Here is an 18,279-nt window from a genome sequence, read left to right as displayed (position 1 = left end):
GCTATTCGTAAACGGCTTGAATAGGTTTTTATGTTTTGAAATTACGGATGCTTAGACAGGTTCGCAACCGTAATCTCTTTGGTTAAGCAAAGTGCGGTTGAAATTTACTACGTTCTGCAACCGCACTTTTAGGTTCCTAAGGTATTAACAAATTCGGAATGAATGTGATGATACTTGGGAAAATGGTAATTAATACTAAAGTAACGAAAATCGGGATTAAGAATGGCAATACACCTTTCGTTACTGTGGACACGGACATGTTACCCACACGTGCGACCACGAACAATGCCATACCCATCGGTGGCGTTAAGATACCAATCATCATGTTCAAGGTTGTCATAACACCGAAGAACACAAGGTCGATACCAAATTGCATGGCGATTGGAATTAACATTGGCAATACAAGGAATTGTAATGCTAAGGCGTCAATGAACATACCGAGGAACAATAACAAGGCATTGATCATGACTAATACCATTAATGGGGAATCCGCCACAGCAACAAACACGTCTGCAATGCGCATCGCTACTTGTTCACGGGCGATCATGTCGCCGAAGAAAGTTACGGTCATAATCATTAATGCAACAACACCGGTAATGGACATCGCTTCCACGCAGCTGTTGAACAACATTTTCAAGGTTAATTCTTTATAAACGAATTTACCGATAATGACGGAGTAGGCAGCTGCAACCACCGCAGATTCAGTTGGGCTGAATAAGCCGGAGAAGATCCCGCCGATAATCAATAATGGGGTTAAAATTGCCCAGAATGCTCTTTTGAATGACGTGCAAAGTTCTTCACGGGTCGCTTTTGGTGTTCTTGGATAGCCACGTTTTTTGGAGATGTAGTAGTTCATTGCCATGAGGGCGATGGTGACTAATACACCCGGTACGAAACCGGCGATAAACAATTTTGCAATGGATTCGTTAGCGATAACACCGTAAATGATCATGGCAATACTTGGTGGAACCAATGGACCGATGATACAGGATGCTGCCGTGATACCGCCGCAGATGTCATCGTCATAGCCTGCATCACGCATCGCTTTGATTTCCAATTGACCTAAACCACCTGCATCGGCAAGTGCAGAACCGGACATCCCGGAGAACAACAAGCTTGCACCGATGTTAACGTGTCCCATACCGCCGGTATAGTGGCCAAGTAAGGCTTTGGCGAAGTTAAAGATACGTTCGGTGATACCACCGGTATTCATTAAAATCCCGGTCAGAATATAGAACGGCACTGCAAGGAGTGGGAAGCTATTCAAACTCATGGTGAGTTTTTCAGAGGCCGCATTTACTACGTTCCAACGGGTCATGGAGAAGTAAAGTAGGGTAGTGATAAATAATGACCAACCTACCGGTACGCCCAAGAACATGATGACTAACCAGAAGAGCAATGCTACATAGACCGCATTGGAACCAAATTTAACATATTCGGTTACGCGTAGCGCTTTGTACCAGTCAGGGGCAAGGAACAAAATACCTAATAAAACGACCGCACTTACGATAAAGAAGGTTGCCGGTAAATAGCTTTTGTTTTGTTTGAAGTTGTCTGCTTGCGCTTGGAAGAAGCGAACGAGCATCAATACGGCAATGATTGGTAAGGAGGCATAAATCCATTTTTCAGAAATACCGCCTAACGCATCAATCGGGAAACTGGCACCTAAATAGGTTTTGATACCAAAGTGGATAAAGAAAATCACACCGAGGAAAATCACGATTTGTACGAATGTGTTGGTGATTTTTTTGACTGCCGGTGGCATTAAGTTAGTCAAGAAGTCGATATAAACGTGCTCTTGTTTTCTGACGGCAACGCTAATACCGAGCATACCGACATAAACGAACAGCAATTTGGCAAGTTCTTCACTCCAAATTAATGGCGAGTGGAAAGCTTGTCTGAATAGAATTTGCAAAACAAGAATGCAGAATATCACGAGGAATAATGCCCCACCGATCCATTCTTCGAGTTTATTAAAGATTTTCATATTCAACTCCGTTGAATAATAAAGGAGAGAAAAAGCGTGCCTGCCGAAACAGGCACACGAATAAGAGAATTATTTGCTTACAGCTTGAATTTGTTTAAGTGCTTCTTCGCCTTTCGCACCGTTTTGTTTTACAAAGTCAGCATAGAAAGGTTTCATTGCTTCTTTGAATGGAGTGAGATCCGGATGTGTTACGGTTACACCTTGTTTTTCAAAGAAAGTCACTAATTCTTTTTCGCCGTCAACGAATAATTTGGTGTGGTATTCTGCGGCTTTTTGTGCTGCATCACGAACCACTTTTTGTAAGTCAGCCGGTAAGTCAGCAAAAGTTTCGTTACTTACAAGATAAAGTTGGTCGTTCAAAATGTGGTTGGTCATAGCCAAGTATTTTTGCACTTCATAGAATTTTTGTGCTTGAACCGTTGCCAATGGGTTTTCTTGACCGTCAACGGAGTTAGTTTGTAATGCTAAATACACTTCGGAGAATGCCATTGGTGTTGGGGATGCGCCAACGTATTTCGCATAGGCTAAGTTAGTCGCTGCGTTTGGTACGCGTAATTTTAAGCCTTTCATATCGGCAATGCTGTTGATTGCACGGTTAGAGGTGGTTTGGCGTGTACCGTTATAGGCTTGGGATAATAATGTTAAGCCTAAATCTTTGTTCATTTTTTGGATTAAATCTTTACCAAATGCGGTATCGAATAACGCTTTTTGTGCCACGCTGTAGTCAGTGATGACATAAGGTAATGCAAATACGGCTGCTTCAGGATAGAACAATTGGAAACGGGCAGATTCAGCAAAAGTGAAGTCTAACGCACCGTCTTTTAATTGTTTTAACATGGCGCGGTCGTCACCTAATTGAGAACTTGGGTAAAGTGAAATTTCGATTTTGCCGTTAGATTTTTCTTTCACTTCTTTGGCAAACATTTCAGCGGCTTTGTATTCGTTAGAAGACGTACCTGCGTTCATACCGAATTTTAAATCATACTCTGCAGCGTTAGCAGCGGAAGTCACACCTAATGCGATTGCAGTGGCAAGGAAAAGTTTTGCTAGTTTCATAAGCTACTCCTGTAATGATAGTAAGTTAATTGATGTTTTGAAACATAGTTAGATTACAACTCGGTATTCATTCTAAAGTAAAAAAATCATTTTCAAATAGATTGTGAAGTTTTATTTCAGAAATGAGAGGTAGATCACATCATTGGAAAAACACTTCAAAAAGATATTTTAAAATGAAGTATTGTTATCATATAATGCACAATGACAAGAATGACTGCCAAATGCAGCCGCAAATTAATAGGAGTTTTTATGTCATTCACTCAACACAAATTATCCCACCAAGAGGTTTTTGCCAAAATTCAAAATGGATTGATTGCGTCCTGCCAGCCGGTCGATGATGGCCCGATGGATAAGCCAGAAATTGTTGCCGCCATGGCACAGGCTTCCGTTGTCGGTGGTGCGGCTGGACTACGTATTGAGGGCGTGGACAACTTGAAAGCAACGCGTCCAACAGTCAATGTACCGATTATCGGCATTGTTAAACGCGATTTGCCGGACAGCCCGGTACGTATCACCCCGTTTTTACAAGACATTGAGGATTTAGCGCATGCCGGTGCGGATATCATTGCAGTGGATGGCACCAATCGTCCGCGTCCTGTTGATATTGAAAGTGCGGTCAAAAAAATTCATGAAATGGGCTGTCTTGCCATGGCGGATTGCTCCAATTTAGAAGAAGGGTTGTACTGTCAAAAATTAGGCTTTGATATTGTGGGTAGCACCATGTCAGGCTATACCGGTGGTGCTGTACCGGATGAACCGGACTATCAATTAGTGAAAGATTTAAAAGCGGCCGGCTGCAAAGTGATGGCAGAAGGTCGTTACAACTCGCCGGAACTTGCCAAAACAGCCATTGAGATCGGTGCGGATTTTGTGACCGTAGGATCTGCGTTAACCCGTTTAGAACATATCGTGAGCTGGTTCTCAAGTGCGGTTAATTCTGCAAATAAATAATTAAGAGGGAAAACATGATGCGTTGCTTAGCCTTAGATATCGGCGGAACTAAAATCGCCTCAGCCATTGTGTCAGGGAACCAAGTGACACAACGTCAACAAATCCATACACCGCAAGAAAACGTGGTGGAGGCAATGCATCAAACGCTCGCACAATTACTTTCGGATTATGCGGGGCAATTTGATTATGTTGCGGTTGCCTCCACAGGCATCATCAATAAAGGAATATTGACCGCACTTAATCCGAAAAATTTAGGCGGACTGGCTTATTTTCCTCTAAAACAAAGCATTTCTCAGCATACGTCAAAGCCCGTGTATTTATTGAATGATGCGCAGGCAGCGACTTATGCAGAATATCAACTGCAAGATAAAAATAACCTTCAAAACTTTGCTTTTATTACCGTCTCTACCGGCGTAGGTGGCGGGTTAATTTTAAACCACCAATTACTCACCGAACCGAACGGCATTGCCGGCCATATTGGGCATACTGTTGCGGATCCAAATGGTCCTGTGTGCGGTTGTGGTCGAGTCGGTTGTGTGGAAGCCATCGCATCAGGACGTGCCATTGAAGCGGTTTCTAAACAATGGGACGATCCTTGCGATCCAAAAGAAGTCTTTGCCCGTTTTAGAAAAATGGATGAAAAAGCGACCGCACTTGTGTCTCGTTCAGCAAAAGCGATTGCCAATTTAGTGGCGGATTTAGTGATTGGTATGGACGTACAACACGTGGTCATTGGCGGTAGCGTTGGGTTGGCTGAGGGCTATTTGCCTTTGGTGAAACAGTATTTGGCGCAAATGCCGGAAATTTATCGTTGTCCGTTGGATGCGGCTCAGTTAGGGCAAGATGCCGGACTTATCGGCGCGGCTGCATGGGCACTCACTCAAATCAATCGTTAGGAGCATTTATGGCAAAAAACGGCAGTGTACTGAATACCATTAGCTCTTTGTACCAGAGTTTAACGAAAACGGAGAAGAAAATCGCAGACGCCATTAACCGCTCGCCGGATATCGTTATGCGACACTCTTTAGCCGAGCTGGCGTCTTACTTAGATGTGGGCGAAGCCACTTTCGTACGTTTTTGTCGTACTCTTGGCTTTCGTGGGTTTAGTGATTTCAAATTGGAGTTTTCTATTGAAGTGGCTAAAACGCAAGGTGGCAAAGATAACAGTTTATTGGATACAGAAGTTACCGCAGATGATGAACCGGTAAAAATTGCCCGCAAATTGCAGTCCGTGATTAATACGGTGATGGATGAAACCATTGATTTGCTGGATCTGAATCAGCTGGAGTTAGTGGTTCGTTTCATTCGACGTGCGAATCGTGTTTTTATCTTCGGTGTGGGCACCTCTGGGGTGACAGCGGAAGATGCTAAAAATAAATTTATGCGTATCGGCATTCCGGTTGATGCGAGCGGTAACAATCACTTTATGTATATGCAAGCGGCATTGTTACAACCCAATGATGTGGCGATTGGCATCAGTCATTCCGGCTATTCGCAAGAAACCGCACATGCGTTAAAGATTGCAAAAGACAACGGTGCAACGACAGTGGCATTGACCCACAGCATGCGCTCACCTTTGACTGAACACGCAGATTTTGTGTTGGTCAACGGTAATAAACAAGGAAAGCTGCAAGGCGACTCCATTGGTACGAAAATTTCTCAATTGTTTGTCTTGGATTTGATTTATGCGTTGATAGTCCAAGCCGAGCAAGAAAAAGCGACGCAGACAAAAGAGAAAACCCTTAATGTCATTTTAGAACAACGTATTAAATACTAAACAGGAGAAAACAATGCGTGATTTAAAAGGTATTTTCAGTGCGTTATTAGTGTCATTTAATGAAGATGGCTCTATTAATGAAAAAGGCTTACGCCAAATTATTCGCCACAATATCGACAAAATGAAAGTCAATGGTTTGTATGTGGGCGGTTCTACCGGTGAAAACTTCATGCTTTCTACTGAAGAGAAAAAACAAATCTTCCGTATTGCAAAAGATGAAGCAAAAGACCAAGTGGCGTTAATCGCACAAGTGGGTAGCGTGAATTTACACGAAGCGGTGGAATTAGGTAAATATGCCACTGAATTAGGCTATGACTGCCTTTCTGCGGTAACACCGTTCTACTACAAATTCAGCTTCCCTGAAATCAAACACTACTACGACACCATCATTGCCGAAACCGGTAACAACATGATCGTTTACTCCATTCCGTTCTTAACCGGCGTAAACATGGGCGTAGAACAATTTGGCGAACTTTACAAAAACCCGAAAGTGCTTGGCGTGAAATTCACTGCAGGTGACTTCTACTTATTAGAACGTTTACAAAAAGCGTATCCAAACCACTTAATTTGGGCCGGCTTCGATGAAATGATGTTGCCGGCGGTGGCTTTAGGTGTGGATGGTGCTATCGGTAGTACATTCAACGTGAACGGTGTTCGTGCAAGACAAATTTTTGACTTGACCAAACAAGGCAAACTGGCTGAAGCACGTGAAATTCAACATGTGACCAACGATTTAATCGAAGGTATCTTAGCGAATGGTTTATATTTAACCATCAAAGAATTGTTGAAATTGGAAGGTGTGGATGCCGGCTATTGTCGTGAACCAATGACGGCAAAAGCGACCGAAGCACAATTAGCCAAAGCAAAAGAATTAAAAGCGAAATATCTCTAATTTAATGGAAAAAGAGACCGCACTTTTGCTTGTCTAAAATTGCAAACTTCGTAGGGATGGGCTTGATGCCTGTCCCTACATATAGAGAGCGCGGTCACAATAAAGGAAGTTTATTATGCGCCTCATCCCTCTACATAACGAACAACAAGTTAGCCGTTGGGCAGCACGTCATATCGTTGACAGAATCAATCGTTTTAATCCCACCGAAGAACGCCCGTTTGTATTGGGTTTACCTACCGGCGGAACGCCACTTAAAACTTACCAAGAACTGATCCGCTTAAACCAAGCCGGTGAAGTGAGTTTTAAACATGTGGTCACATTCAACATGGATGAATATGTGGGCCTTCCGAAAGAACATCCGGAAAGCTATCACAGCTTTATGCACAACAATTTTTTCAGCCACATTGATATTCAGCCGCAAAACATCAATATTTTAGACGGCAATACGGACGATCATGATGAAGAATGTCGCCGTTACGAAGAAAAAATCAAATCTTATGGCAAAATTCATTTATTTATGGGCGGCGTTGGCGTAGATGGGCATATTGCCTTCAATGAGCCGGCTTCTTCATTGAGCTCCCGCACCCGTATTAAAACCTTAACACCGGATACCATTATTGCGAACTCCCGTTTTTTTGATAACGATATTACTCAAGTGCCGAAATATTCATTAACCATTGGCGTAGGCACCTTGTTAGACGCAGAAGAAGTGATGATTTTGGCTACCGGCCATGCGAAAGCGTTAGCTGTGCAAGCCGCAGTTGAAGGCGCAGTGAACCATATGTGGACAGTGAGTGCGTTGCAATTACATCGCCATTTTGTGTTGGTGTGTGATGAACCTGCATTGCAAGAATTGAAAGTGAAAACCGTGAAATATTTCACCGACTTGGAAAGTCACGCCATTCACAGCGTGTTGTAATGTTTAGCGCAAAAGTGCGGTGAATTTTTAGATTATTTAAAGGTACGATTATGAAATATGCATTAATTAATTCCGTCATTTACACCAAAGATGAAATCCTTCGGGATTATGCGGTGGTGGTGAATGGCGAACACATTGAAGCCGTGATTCCACAAAGCGAATTGGAAAGCGGTATTAAGACCCTTGATTTAGAGGGGCATAACCTCACTGCCGGTTTTATTGACTTGCAATTAAACGGTTGTGGTGGTGTGATGTTCAACGACCAAACCAGCGTGGAAACCTTAGAAATCATGCAAGCAACCAACCTGAAATCCGGCTGTACCAGTTTCTTACCAACCTTTATTACCGCACCGGATGAAGGCATTAAAAGTGCGGTGAAAATTATGCGTGAATATTTGAATAAGCATAAAAACCAAGCACTGGGTTTGCATATTGAAGGGCCATATTTGAGCGTAGAGAAAAAAGGCGTACACCGTCCGGAATATATCCGTGAAATTTCACCTGAAATGAAAGATTTCTTGTGTGAAAACGCCGATGTGATCACGAAGCTCACTATTGCCGCGGAAAACCCAACCATCAACTATACGCCTGATTTTGTGAAAAGTGGCATCGTGGTTTCAGTCGGTCACTCTAATGCTACCTATGACGTGGCAAAAGCGGCTTTCCGTAAAGGCGCAACTTTCGCAACGCACTTACACAATGCGATGTCACCGGTCAGTTCCGGTCGTGCCATGGGCGTAGTAGGTGCCGTGTTGGATTCTGACGTTTATACCGGCATTATCGTGGACGGCGTACACGTGGATTTTGGCAATGTGCGTTTGGATAAAAAAGTGAAAGGCGACAAACTTTGTATTGTGACCGATTCTTTAGCGGCTGCCGGTGCAGGCCCTGAATTAGAAACCTTCACCTTTGTGGGGAAAACCATTTATGTGAAAGAAGGACGTTGTTATGACGGTAACGGCACGATCGCAGGTGCTTCTATCACCATGATGGAATCCATCAAAAATGCGGTGGAATATGTTGAGATTCCTCTTGCCGAAGCGATTCGCATGAGTAACCTTTATCCGGCACGCGCCATTGGTGTAGATGACCGTTTGGGGTCCGTTGAAGCTGGCAAAGTCGCTAACCTTGCTGTCTTCACGAATGATTACCACGTCGTTGGTACCGTTGTGAACGGCGAGTGGAAAGCGAATTAATCATAGCAAGAATCATAGTAAGGTGCGTTTATTTGCACCTTATAAAACAAAAGTGCGGTGGATTTTCTAAGTGTTTTTAACACCTCAAAAATCCACCGCACTTTTTTATTTTTCTTTTAATGACAACGGCTACTGAGATTGTTTGACGTTGGCACCGTAATGGTTGGAATAATGGCAATGTTTGGTGAAGCGCAGTTATTACACTTCATTTTTGCCATTTGATTAATTACTAATCTTCCCAAGGTTTCGATATGTGCTGGAGAGGCGTTTAGCGCTGGGATGTATTGATAACTTTCACCGCCGTTAGAAAGGAAATAGTCTTTATTTTCCTCAGCGATTTCTTCCAAAGTTTCCAAACAATCCACAGCAAAGCCCGGGCAAATCACCGCCACTTTCTTAATGCCCTGTGCTGCAGCGTTAGACAAAAACTCATCAGTATAAGGCTGTAACCATTCTTCTTTACCAAAACGGGATTGGAAGGTTAAACCCCATTGTTTTTCATTTAAGCCCAACCCTTGTGCCACCGCGGCTGCGGTTTGTTGGCAATGTGTGCGGTAGTAATCGCCGGTGTTTTCATAACGTAACGGAATGCCGTGAAAGGAAAACAGTAAAAACTCATCTGCCTTTAACCGTGCTTTGCAAGAATCAATGAGGGCAGAAATATAATGTTGGTTGAGCGGATAGGAATGAATAAAATCAAAGGGCACAATGCCTCGTTGCTGTTTTAATGCCTCTGCAAAAGAGTCGAACACGGCACCTGTTGTACTACTGCTGTATTGTGGATAAAGCGGGAGTACGATGATGTGCTCCACTTTTTTATCCATTAATTTTTGCACCGCACTTGGCATGGACGGATTGCCATAAGTCATGCCAATTTCGATTTCCACATCCAGTTGCTGTTGTCGGAAGAAGTCGATTAAGCCTTGTTTTTGTTGTTCGGTGAACACCATTAACGGAGAACCTTGTTCGGTCCAAATAGAACGGTAGTCTTTTGCGACTCGTTTAGAACGCAACGGCAAAATAATGGCTTTAAGTAACGGATACCATTTACAACGCGGCAAATCGACCACGCGGGGATCCGTTAAAAATTGCCATAAATAACGGGAAATATCCTTAGGACTTGGTGAGTCCGGCGTACCTAAATTGGCAAGAATGACGCCGATTTTTAAATTAGTCATGTGTAATAATAGAAAGAGTTAAACGTGAAACGCAGCACAGTTTATCTTGTGCATCTCGAATGTCAATTTGCCAAACCTGTACATTTTTACCTAAACGAATCGGGCTTGATTTAGCGCAAACATAGCCTTGTTTTACAGGATGTAAATGGCTTGCGTTAATTTCTAAACCAACCACAGCCTGATTTACTTCTACACAGCAAAAACCGGCAGTGGAAGCAACGGTTTCCGCAAGTGCAGCGGAGATGCCACCATGTAAAAATCCCATGGGTTGAGTAGTACGGTGATCCACCGGCATACGGGCTTCCAGCCAATCATCACCCTGTGCAGTAAATTCAATGCCTAAATGTGCCACGGCACAGTGCTGGCAGAAGTCATTCAGTTGTTGTAGCGTGAGGTGTTTCTTCCAAATGCTCATGGTGTCGTTATTTCAATAAAGTTAATAAGGCTTGTACAGGGTGTTTCGGCTGATAATGGGCGAAACGCTTCACTTGGCTACGACAGGAATAACCGGTTGCTAAGCAGAAGTTCGGATCTTTATTTTGCAGCTTTTTCTCCCATGAGGCTTCATAAATGGCTTTCGACATTTCAATATGCTGGGTTTCGTGCCCGAAAGTACCAGCCATGCCGCAACAGCCGACACTTTCAACCTGCAACTGCTGGTCGAAAGCGGCAAAAATGTGTTGCCATTCTTTGCCACTGTTTGGCATCGCAGTCGTTTCTGTGCAGTGTGGGAATAAATACCACTGATGCGGCTCAAAAGTGCGGTCGGTTTTTTCGGTGTTTTGGGCGGATAACAAGATGCCGTTATCCAACTGTTGCTTGAGCCATTCGTGGGCGGTCAGCACATGGAAATTACCGCGCTCAGCGCCAAGAATTTCTTGGTATTCATCTCGATAAGACAACACAATGGCGGGATCCACACCGACCAAAGGCATACCTAGTTTCGCCATACGATTAAGGAACTCAGCCTGATTTTTTGCGGTTTTGGCAAAACGGGTTAAAAAGCCCTTAATGTGTTGCGCTTTGCCGTTAGGTTTAAATGGCAATACCACAGGTTTAAAGCCCAGTTTTTTCGTTAACGCCACAAAATCGGCAACGACTTTGGCATCATAATAAGAAGTGAAAGGATCTTGTACGATAAGCAAAATACGTTGTTTTTCCACCGCACTTAAACTTTCTAATTGCTCTAATGAGGCGTTTTGATGGCCAAGTTGAATGAGTTGTTGTTGCAGATTGGGTGTCGAGAGCAACGGTAAATCCGTCATGCCTAAACATTTTTCTGCGACTTTTTGACTAAATTTAGTCGCTGTAAAATAATTGAAGAGCTTCGCTTGTTTTGCCATTAGCGGCGCAACGTATTCCACATTGGACACTACATAATCTTTGATGGGGCGCAGATAACGTTGGTGGTAAAAATGGAAGAACTTCGCGCGGAAGCTAGGCACGTCGATTTTAATCGGGCATTGGCTGGCGCAAGCTTTACACGCCAGACAAGTGTCCATTGCCGCTTTCACTTCATGGGAAAAATCGTATTCGCCACGGCGTTTTTGATAGCTGTTTTGGATTTTATGCACAATATCCGTGAGTTTTACCGTGGATTGCTTGAAATCCAATTGCGCCGGGGTAACTTGCTCATTCGCTAATAAACGCAACCATTCACGCACCATGGCGGCGCGGCCTTTCGGTGAAAAGACGCGATTTTTACTCACTTTCATTGACGGACACATGGTGCTGTGGACATCAAAGTTAAAGCATAGCCCGTTACCGTTACAATTCATGGCACCGATAAATTCTTCTTTCATTTGAACGGGAATTTGGCGATCGAGGTCGGCTCGCATTGGCGATAAAATGGAATAAAGTGCTTGTTCGCTGTTTAACGGCGTACAGATTTTCCCTGGATTGAGACGATTTTGTGGGTCAAATAAGAATTTGATGTAACGTAATTCGCGCCATAATTCGGGCGTAAAGAATTTTTCGCCGTATTGCGAGCGCATTCCTTTGCCATGTTCACCCCAAATTAAACCGCCGTATTTGCGGGTGAGTTCCGCCACCTCGTCGGAAATCTGTTTAAATAATTTAACTTGCTCTAAATCGCATAAATCTAATGCAGGACGAACGTGTAACACGCCTGCATCCACATGGCCGAACATACCGTATTGCAGATTATGGCTATCTAATAAAGCGCGAAACTCGGTAATGTAATCCGCTAAATTTTCCGGCGGCACACAAGTGTCTTCCACAAAAGGAATGGGTTTTGCCGCGCCTTTGGCATTGCCAAGTAACCCTACGGCTTTTTTCCGCATGGCATAAATACGTTCAATGGACGGCAAATGATCGCAAACTTGATAGCCGATAATATGATCTTTGCCTTCAGCAATTTTTTGATCTAATTGTGCACATAACTGCGCCACTTGTTTTTCAATTAATGCCTGATTATTGCCGGCATATTCCACAATATTTAAGCCAAGAATAGGATGTTGTGCGTCTTCTGTTAACAGTTCTTTGACGGAATGCCAAATAATGTCTTGTTTTGCCAAATTCAACACTTTGGAATCTACGGTTTCTACGGAAAGTGCATTGGCTTTGACCATAAAAGGCGCGTTGCGTAATGCCGCATCAAAAGAATTGTATTTAATGTTAATTAACGTACGATGTTGTGGTAGCGGCATTAAATCCAACGTGGCTTCGCAAATAAAAGCAAGTGAGCCTTCAGAACCTGTCAAAATGCGGGTTAAATTGAATTCGCTTAAATCATCATTAAACACATTTTTTAAATCGTAACCGGTCAGAAAACGGTTCAATTGGGGCAAATCACTCAGGATTGTTGATCGCTTGTCTTTACAACGTTGAAAAATCTCTTGATGTATTTTTTTCACATTGGCAGAGAGAGAGCTTTCTTCTGTATAGCGAAAAACGTCGTCAGATTTGACCGCACTTGTTTCCAAAATTTCGCCATTGATGAGTACGGCGCGTAAACCGAGCACGTGGTCGGAGGTTTTCCCGTATTGTAAAGAACCTTGTCCTGACGCATCCGTAGTGATCATGCCGCCTAAGGTGGCGCGGTTACTGGTGGAGAGTTCCGGCGAGAAAAATAAACCGTGCGGCTTTAGAAATTGATTAAGCTGATCTTTCACCACGCCGGCTTGCACGCGTACCCAACGTTCTTTTAGGTTGAGTTCTAAAATCTTTGTCATGTGGCGAGAGAGATCAACAATAATGTTGTTATTGATGGATTGCCCATTGGTGCCAGTGCCACCACCACGTGGCGTAAACGTGAGAGAAAGGTATTGTTCCTGTTGTGCGAGTTTGGTTAGGCGTACCACATCGGCAACGCTTTTCGGAAATAAAATCGCTTGCGGAAGTTGTTGGTAAACACTGTTGTCGGTGGCAAGGCTGAGACGATTGGCATAACTTGAGGCAATGTCTCCTTCAAAATGTTGCAATCGTAGCGTATCTAAATAATCACTGACTAATGGAGAAAGTTGAGGGATCTTTGTTAAGCGGGGTAGCATGTTGCACCACTCTATATTGGTTAATGTTTGTTTGGGATTAGGTGGAGTAAAAAGTAACCAAAGTTTAACATAGAAAATCATTTGATAAATATTAAATTTATTGAAGAAATATTGGGATGGGGTTGCAAAATAGACAAAAAGAATGTTTAATTGCTTAAAAATTAAGCAATAAGATGTCTATTTGTTTGATTTTATGTTCTTTCAGTAGGATAATGCCGCAACTTTTGAGGGGAGTTGGATATTTCTCATCAAAAGAAATAGGAAAACTTCAATCCTATTTGAAACAACATCTTAAGCTGGAAATTGTAAAAAATTTCACTTTTAGGGTTAAACGGTTTAAGATGACGGTGACACAAGTTCTTGTGTCGGTTTTCAGCTATATCAGCTGATACTTGTTTTAAAATAGATGACTAAATTAAAGAGGATCATCAAAATGAAAAAAACTGCAATCGCATTAGCTATCGCTGGTTTAGCAGCAGCAACAGTAGCACAAGCAGCTCCACAAGCTGACACTTTCTATGCCGGCGCAAAAGCTGGTTGGGCATCTGTACATCACGGTCTTAACCAATTTAAAGATGAACCAGGTCAAACAGTTAGCCGTAACTCTGAAGCTTACGGTGTGTTCGGTGGTTATCAAATCACTGATAACTTGGCTGTTGAAGCAGGTTACGAATATTTCGGTCGTGCTAAAGCTAAAACCAACGGTGAACAATATTTTAGACACACAGCGCACGGTACTACTTTAGCGCTTAAAGGCAGCTACCCGGTATTAGCAGACTTAGATGTTTATGGTCGCGTTGGTGCAGCATTAATCCGTAGCGATTATAAAGTTACTGATGGTAGTGATGTTTATAAATACCACAACCTAAAAGTATCTCCAGTATTCGCAGCAGGTGTTGAATATGCAATTCTTCCTGAATTAGCATTACGTGCTGAATACCAATGGGTTAGCCGTGTAGGCAACTTAGGTAAAGCTGAAAGAAAAGCTGGTGTTGACTCAGATACTCGTTATTCCCCAGATATCGGTTCTGTAGCTTTAGGTTTATCTTACCGTTTCGGTCAAGGTGCACCAGTTGTAGCGCCTGAAGTTGTAAACAAAACTTTCAACTTAAACTCTGATGTAACTTTCGCATTCGGCAAAGCTGACTTAAAACCACAAGCACAAGGCGTGTTAGATGGTATCTACGGCGAAATCGCACAAGTTAAAAGTGCAAACGTTAAAGTTGCAGGTTACACAGACCGTATCGGTTCTGACGCTTACAACCAAAAATTATCTCAAAAACGTGCTGAAACTGTAGCTAACTACTTAGTTGCTAAAGGTGTTTCTCAAAACGCTATTTCTGCAACCGGTTACGGTAAAGCAAACTCAGTTACTGGTAACAAATGTGACGCAGTTAAAGGCCGTAAAGCGCTTATCGCTTGCTTAGCTGATGACCGTCGCGTAGAAATCGCAGTTAGCGGTACTAAATAATTAGCGTTTTGTTAATTATTTTCAGATAAAGATAAAAAAGACCTAAACTTATGTTTAGGTCTTTTGTTTTTTAGCTAAGTTTAATGATTGTAAGGGAAAAAAATGAAAAAATGGCTTGTTCTGATTATTGTTGCCGTTGTTGCGGCCATGACCTTAATTCCAAGTTATAACGGCTTGGTTGCTGCGGAAGAACAAATTAATTCTGTGTGGGCAAATGTAGAATCGACTTATCAGCGTCGTTCCGATTTGATCCCGAATTTAGTGAATACTGTGAAAGGCCAGGCAAACTTTGAAAAAGAAACCTTGACCGGTGTTGTTGAAGCGCGTGCCAAAGCAACGCAAACCAAAATCGATCCGTCTAATTTAACGGAAGAACAATTAACCCAATTCCAACAAAATCAAAATGCGGTGGGTTCTGCGTTGTCCCGCTTATTGGTCAGCGTAGAGAATTATCCTGAATTGCGTGCGAACGAAGGCTTTATGAACTTACAAGCGCAATTGGAAGGTACCGAAAATCGCATTAATGTCGCGCGTAATAAATTCAATGAAGCAGCGCGTGAATACAACCAAAAAATTCGTACTTTCCCAACCAAAGTGGTTGCGATGATTTTTGGTTTCAAAGAAAAACCTTATTTCAAATCTGTTGCGGGTGCTGAAAATGCGCCAACAGTGAATTTTAACTAAACGGACAACAAGGTGGCGCGATGCCATTATTTTCAAAAATCCCGATAGATAAAAAACAGCTCGAGGCGGAGATTAGCTGCCTTGAGCGACAAACCTCCGCTGAATTTCGGATTTTTATCGAACGAAAAATACCGTCAAAACCGACCGCACTTTCTGTTTATGAACGTGCGTTGGGTGTTTTTTCACAACTTGAAATGCATCAAACGGCGGCGCGTAATGGCGTGTTGATTTATATTGCCTATGATGATCGTCAATGTGCGATTATCGGTGATATCGGTATTCATCAGTATGTGGGCGATGATTTTTGGCAAACAGAATGTGCCCGCATGATTGCGCATTTTAAACAAAAGCAATATACGGAAGGTATTTTGGCTTCGATGCAGAAAATTGGTGAACACTTAATTCAGCATTTTCCGGTTCAACCGGATGATAAAAATGAACTGGATAACGAGGTGATCATTCATGATTAAACGCGTATTTGGTTTATTGAGCTTAAAAAGTGCAGTCATTTTTTTCTGCATTTTTATGGCGACGACTGTTTCCGCCGTCACCTTTCCTGATTCCCCAAAACCTTTCCGTTATGTGAATGACTACACGAACACCTTATCGGAAAAGCAGCTTGGCGTATTAGAGGCTAAGTTGGTAGCCTATGGCAAAGAAACCAGTTCGCAAATTGCGGTGGTGATTATGCCGACGACCGGTGAATATGAGATTTCTCAATATGCCTTTGAATTAGGCGATAAATGGGGTATCGGGCGAAAAAATCTGAATAACGGTGTGTTGTTACTCATTGCCAAAGACGATCGCAAATTGTTTATTGCGGTGGGACAAGGCTTGCAAGGCGTGTTGACCGATGCCCTTGCATCACAAATTATTCGCAACCAAATTCGCCCTTATTTCCGTAACGAGCAGTATGCCCAAGGCATCGATAATGGCTTGGATTACATTATTGCTGCAACCAAAGGCGAATTTGCCGCACAAGCGGAAGAAGAGAATGATTTCGGGGATTTTGTGCCCTTTATCATGTTAGCGCTGTTTATTTTGATTGTGGTGATGGCGGAAATGAACAGTCGCCGACCTTATGTCACGCCAACCAATAATCATGTGCTAAATGACGTATTGCGAAAATCCATGTCAGACCGTCGTCGTAACGACAGAGATGGCGGTGGTTTCGGTGGTGGCTTTGGCGGAGGCGGTTTCGGCGGTGGTTCCGGTGGCGGATTCGGTGGAGGCGGCTTTGACGGCGGTGGCGCAGGTGGAAGCTGGTAAATAACGTAGTAAAACGCTCGACTTTTATTTGTGGCAACTTGGGTTTGTGATACAATGCGCGCGTTTTCTCATTCAATGAATACAAGGAACATTATGGAAACTCTAGATAAAATCAAAAAACAAATCAGCGAAAATCCGATTCTGATTTACATGAAAGGCTCGCCAAAATTCCCTTCTTGCGGTTTCTCTGCTCGTGCGGTGGAAGCGTTGATTAACTGTGGCGTACCCTTCGGTTATGTGGATATTTTGCAACATCCGGATATTCGTGCTGAATTACCGGCTTACGCCAATTGGCCGACATTCCCGCAATTATGGGTAGAAGGCGAGTTAATCGGCGGTTGTGACATCGTGTTGGAAATGTTTCAACAAGGTGAACTTAAAACCTTATTAGAAGAAGTCGCCGCAAGACATACGCAAGCATAAAAACGTTTTGAAATACAACCGCACTTTGGCTTCCCCAAGTGCGGTTTTTTGTTGTCTGCCACAGGGCAAATTTGATGGCTTATGCTATAATTCTCCGCAAATTTTTACCGCACTTTAGGATCAATATGTCGCTTCAATTCAATATGATTGCGTTACTTTTAGTGGTGTTAATTTTGCTCGGCATTCTTAGCCACAACAGCTCTATCACTATCTCTGCCGCAGTGCTGCTGATCATGCAACAAACGCTTCTCGCTAAATATATTCCCTATTTGGAAAAATACGGCTTGAGCATTGGTATTGTGATTTTAACCATCGGCGTTTTGAGCCCGTTGGTTTCCGGTAAAATTCAGCTTCCCGGCCTGTCGGCATTTGTCAGTTGGAAAATGTTCGTTGCCATTGCAGTGGGTGTATTGGTCGCCTGGCTTGCGGGCAAAGGCGTTCCGCTGATGGGGGAACAACCTGTCTTAGTGACAGGCTTGGTGATTGGCACCATTATTGGTGTCTCTTTTCTGGGCGGTATCCCTGTCGGACCACTTATCGCTGCCGGTATTTTGGCATTACTCATAGGAAAATTCTAATGAAAAACAAATGGTTATTTATCGCTGCATTGAGCGGTTTCTTATGTGTGACGATTGGCGCTTTTGCGGCACACGGATTAAGCAAGGTTTTAGATCCTAAAGCTTTAGCGTGGATTGAAACCGGTGTGAAATATCAAATGTTCCATACCCTTGCCATCATGGGTATCGGCATTGCGCAATTGTGCCGTGAATCATTGGTTGCCGGCAAAATGGCCAATTTCGCTGCGGGTGCATGGGCATTCGGTATTCTTCTTTTTAGCGGCAGTCTTTATGCACTCGCGCTTGGCGCAGGACAATTCCTGGTTTGGGTAACTCCTGTCGGCGGTACGTTATTTTTAATCGGCTGGTTTTGCTTGGCTTACGGCAGTTTGAAAAAGTAAATAGGT

General features: G+C 43.1%; 18 protein-coding genes. 13 read left to right on the top strand and 5 right to left on the bottom strand.

The window, feature by feature from the left end:
* Positions 1-136 precede the first annotated feature (136 nt).
* Positions 137-1,987 (bottom strand): TRAP transporter large permease subunit, encoded by a 1,851-nt coding sequence (locus tag J5A60_RS05910; protein WP_109432182.1) that lies wholly within the window; start codon positions 1,985-1,987, stop codon positions 137-139.
* A gap of 69 nt (positions 1,988-2,056) precedes the next feature.
* Entirely contained in the window at positions 2,057-3,043 is a 987-nt protein-coding gene (locus tag J5A60_RS05905) for a sialic acid TRAP transporter substrate-binding protein SiaP (protein WP_212509760.1), read from the bottom strand.
* Between the two features lie 249 nt (positions 3,044-3,292).
* On the opposite strand from J5A60_RS05905, the gene J5A60_RS05900 reads away from it, so the two are divergent.
* The 6 genes from J5A60_RS05900 to nagA all read left to right on the top strand — a co-directional run bounded on the left by J5A60_RS05900 (position 3,293) and on the right by nagA (position 8,778).
* On the top strand, positions 3,293-3,994 hold the full coding sequence (locus J5A60_RS05900; RefSeq protein ID WP_109432184.1) for an N-acetylmannosamine-6-phosphate 2-epimerase: 702 nt from the start codon (positions 3,293-3,295) through the stop codon (positions 3,992-3,994).
* Between the two features lie 17 nt (positions 3,995-4,011).
* Entirely contained in the window at positions 4,012-4,890 is an 879-nt protein-coding gene (locus tag J5A60_RS05895; RefSeq protein ID WP_048750301.1) for an N-acetylmannosamine kinase, read from the top strand.
* A gap of 8 nt (positions 4,891-4,898) precedes the next feature.
* On the top strand, positions 4,899-5,771 hold the full coding sequence (locus tag J5A60_RS05890) for a MurR/RpiR family transcriptional regulator (RefSeq protein ID WP_212509759.1): 873 nt from the start codon (positions 4,899-4,901) through the stop codon (positions 5,769-5,771).
* A 13-nt stretch (positions 5,772-5,784) separates the two neighbouring features.
* Complete coding sequence (gene nanA / locus J5A60_RS05885) at positions 5,785-6,663, top strand: N-acetylneuraminate lyase (protein WP_021615789.1); 879 nt, start codon at positions 5,785-5,787, stop codon at positions 6,661-6,663.
* A 115-nt stretch (positions 6,664-6,778) separates the two neighbouring features.
* Positions 6,779-7,582, top strand: a complete 804-nt coding sequence (gene nagB, locus J5A60_RS05880; RefSeq protein WP_212509758.1) for a glucosamine-6-phosphate deaminase — start codon at positions 6,779-6,781, stop codon at positions 7,580-7,582.
* A 50-nt stretch (positions 7,583-7,632) separates the two neighbouring features.
* Positions 7,633-8,778, top strand: coding sequence for an N-acetylglucosamine-6-phosphate deacetylase (nagA, locus tag J5A60_RS05875; RefSeq protein WP_212509757.1), 1,146 nt, complete (start codon positions 7,633-7,635; stop codon positions 8,776-8,778).
* Positions 8,779-8,894: 116 nt separating this feature from the next.
* On the opposite strand, the gene hemH is transcribed toward nagA, so the two are convergent.
* From hemH to J5A60_RS05860, 3 genes are read right to left on the bottom strand one after another with little or no spacing between them, the layout of a single operon-like run.
* Positions 8,895-9,956: a ferrochelatase gene (gene hemH / locus J5A60_RS05870; protein ID WP_212509756.1), complete on the bottom strand. Its 1,062-nt coding sequence runs from the start codon at positions 9,954-9,956 to the stop codon at positions 8,895-8,897.
* Positions 9,949-10,371: a hotdog fold thioesterase gene (locus J5A60_RS05865; RefSeq protein WP_109127984.1), complete on the bottom strand. Its 423-nt coding sequence runs from the start codon at positions 10,369-10,371 to the stop codon at positions 9,949-9,951. The genes hemH and J5A60_RS05865 overlap by 8 nt, the downstream gene beginning before the upstream one ends.
* Positions 10,372-10,378: 7 nt before the next feature.
* On the bottom strand, positions 10,379-13,468 hold the full coding sequence (locus J5A60_RS05860; RefSeq protein ID WP_212509755.1) for an FAD-binding and (Fe-S)-binding domain-containing protein: 3,090 nt from the start codon (positions 13,466-13,468) through the stop codon (positions 10,379-10,381).
* A 433-nt stretch (positions 13,469-13,901) separates the two neighbouring features.
* Here J5A60_RS05860 and ompA point away from each other — a divergent pair, with 433 nt between their 5' ends.
* The 7 genes from ompA to J5A60_RS05825 all read left to right on the top strand — a co-directional run bounded on the left by ompA (position 13,902) and on the right by J5A60_RS05825 (position 18,273).
* Positions 13,902-14,939, top strand: coding sequence for a porin OmpA (ompA, locus tag J5A60_RS05855; RefSeq protein WP_212509754.1), 1,038 nt, complete (start codon positions 13,902-13,904; stop codon positions 14,937-14,939).
* 102 nt (positions 14,940-15,041) lie between these two features.
* Complete coding sequence (locus J5A60_RS05850; RefSeq protein ID WP_021615779.1) at positions 15,042-15,623, top strand: LemA family protein; 582 nt, start codon at positions 15,042-15,044, stop codon at positions 15,621-15,623.
* Positions 15,624-15,643: 20 nt separating this feature from the next.
* Complete coding sequence (locus J5A60_RS05845) at positions 15,644-16,093, top strand: TPM domain-containing protein (protein ID WP_212509753.1); 450 nt, start codon at positions 15,644-15,646, stop codon at positions 16,091-16,093.
* On the top strand, positions 16,086-16,892 hold the full coding sequence (locus tag J5A60_RS05840; RefSeq protein WP_212509752.1) for a YgcG family protein: 807 nt from the start codon (positions 16,086-16,088) through the stop codon (positions 16,890-16,892). Before J5A60_RS05845 ends, J5A60_RS05840 begins: the two co-directional genes overlap by 8 nt.
* A 93-nt stretch (positions 16,893-16,985) precedes the next feature.
* Positions 16,986-17,315, top strand: a complete 330-nt coding sequence (grxD, locus tag J5A60_RS05835; RefSeq protein WP_212509751.1) for a Grx4 family monothiol glutaredoxin — start codon at positions 16,986-16,988, stop codon at positions 17,313-17,315.
* Positions 17,316-17,440: 125 nt separating this feature from the next.
* The gene (locus J5A60_RS05830) at positions 17,441-17,893 is read left to right on the top strand and encodes a DUF441 domain-containing protein (protein WP_048750312.1); all 453 of its coding nucleotides are present in this window, start codon (positions 17,441-17,443) and stop codon (positions 17,891-17,893) included.
* Positions 17,893-18,273 (top strand): DUF423 domain-containing protein, encoded by a 381-nt coding sequence (locus tag J5A60_RS05825; protein ID WP_212509750.1) that lies wholly within the window; start codon positions 17,893-17,895, stop codon positions 18,271-18,273. Before J5A60_RS05830 ends, J5A60_RS05825 begins: the two co-directional genes overlap by 1 nt.
* The last annotated feature ends 6 nt before the right edge of the window (positions 18,274-18,279 follow it).

The sequence above is a fragment of the Aggregatibacter sp. oral taxon 513 genome (assembly GCF_018128305.1).
In the GTDB taxonomy this organism is placed as follows: Bacteria; Pseudomonadota; Gammaproteobacteria; order Enterobacterales; family Pasteurellaceae; genus Aggregatibacter; species Aggregatibacter segnis_A.
The sequence above is the reverse complement of the archived record's forward strand: the minus strand, read 5'-3'. Positions and strand labels throughout refer to the sequence as shown.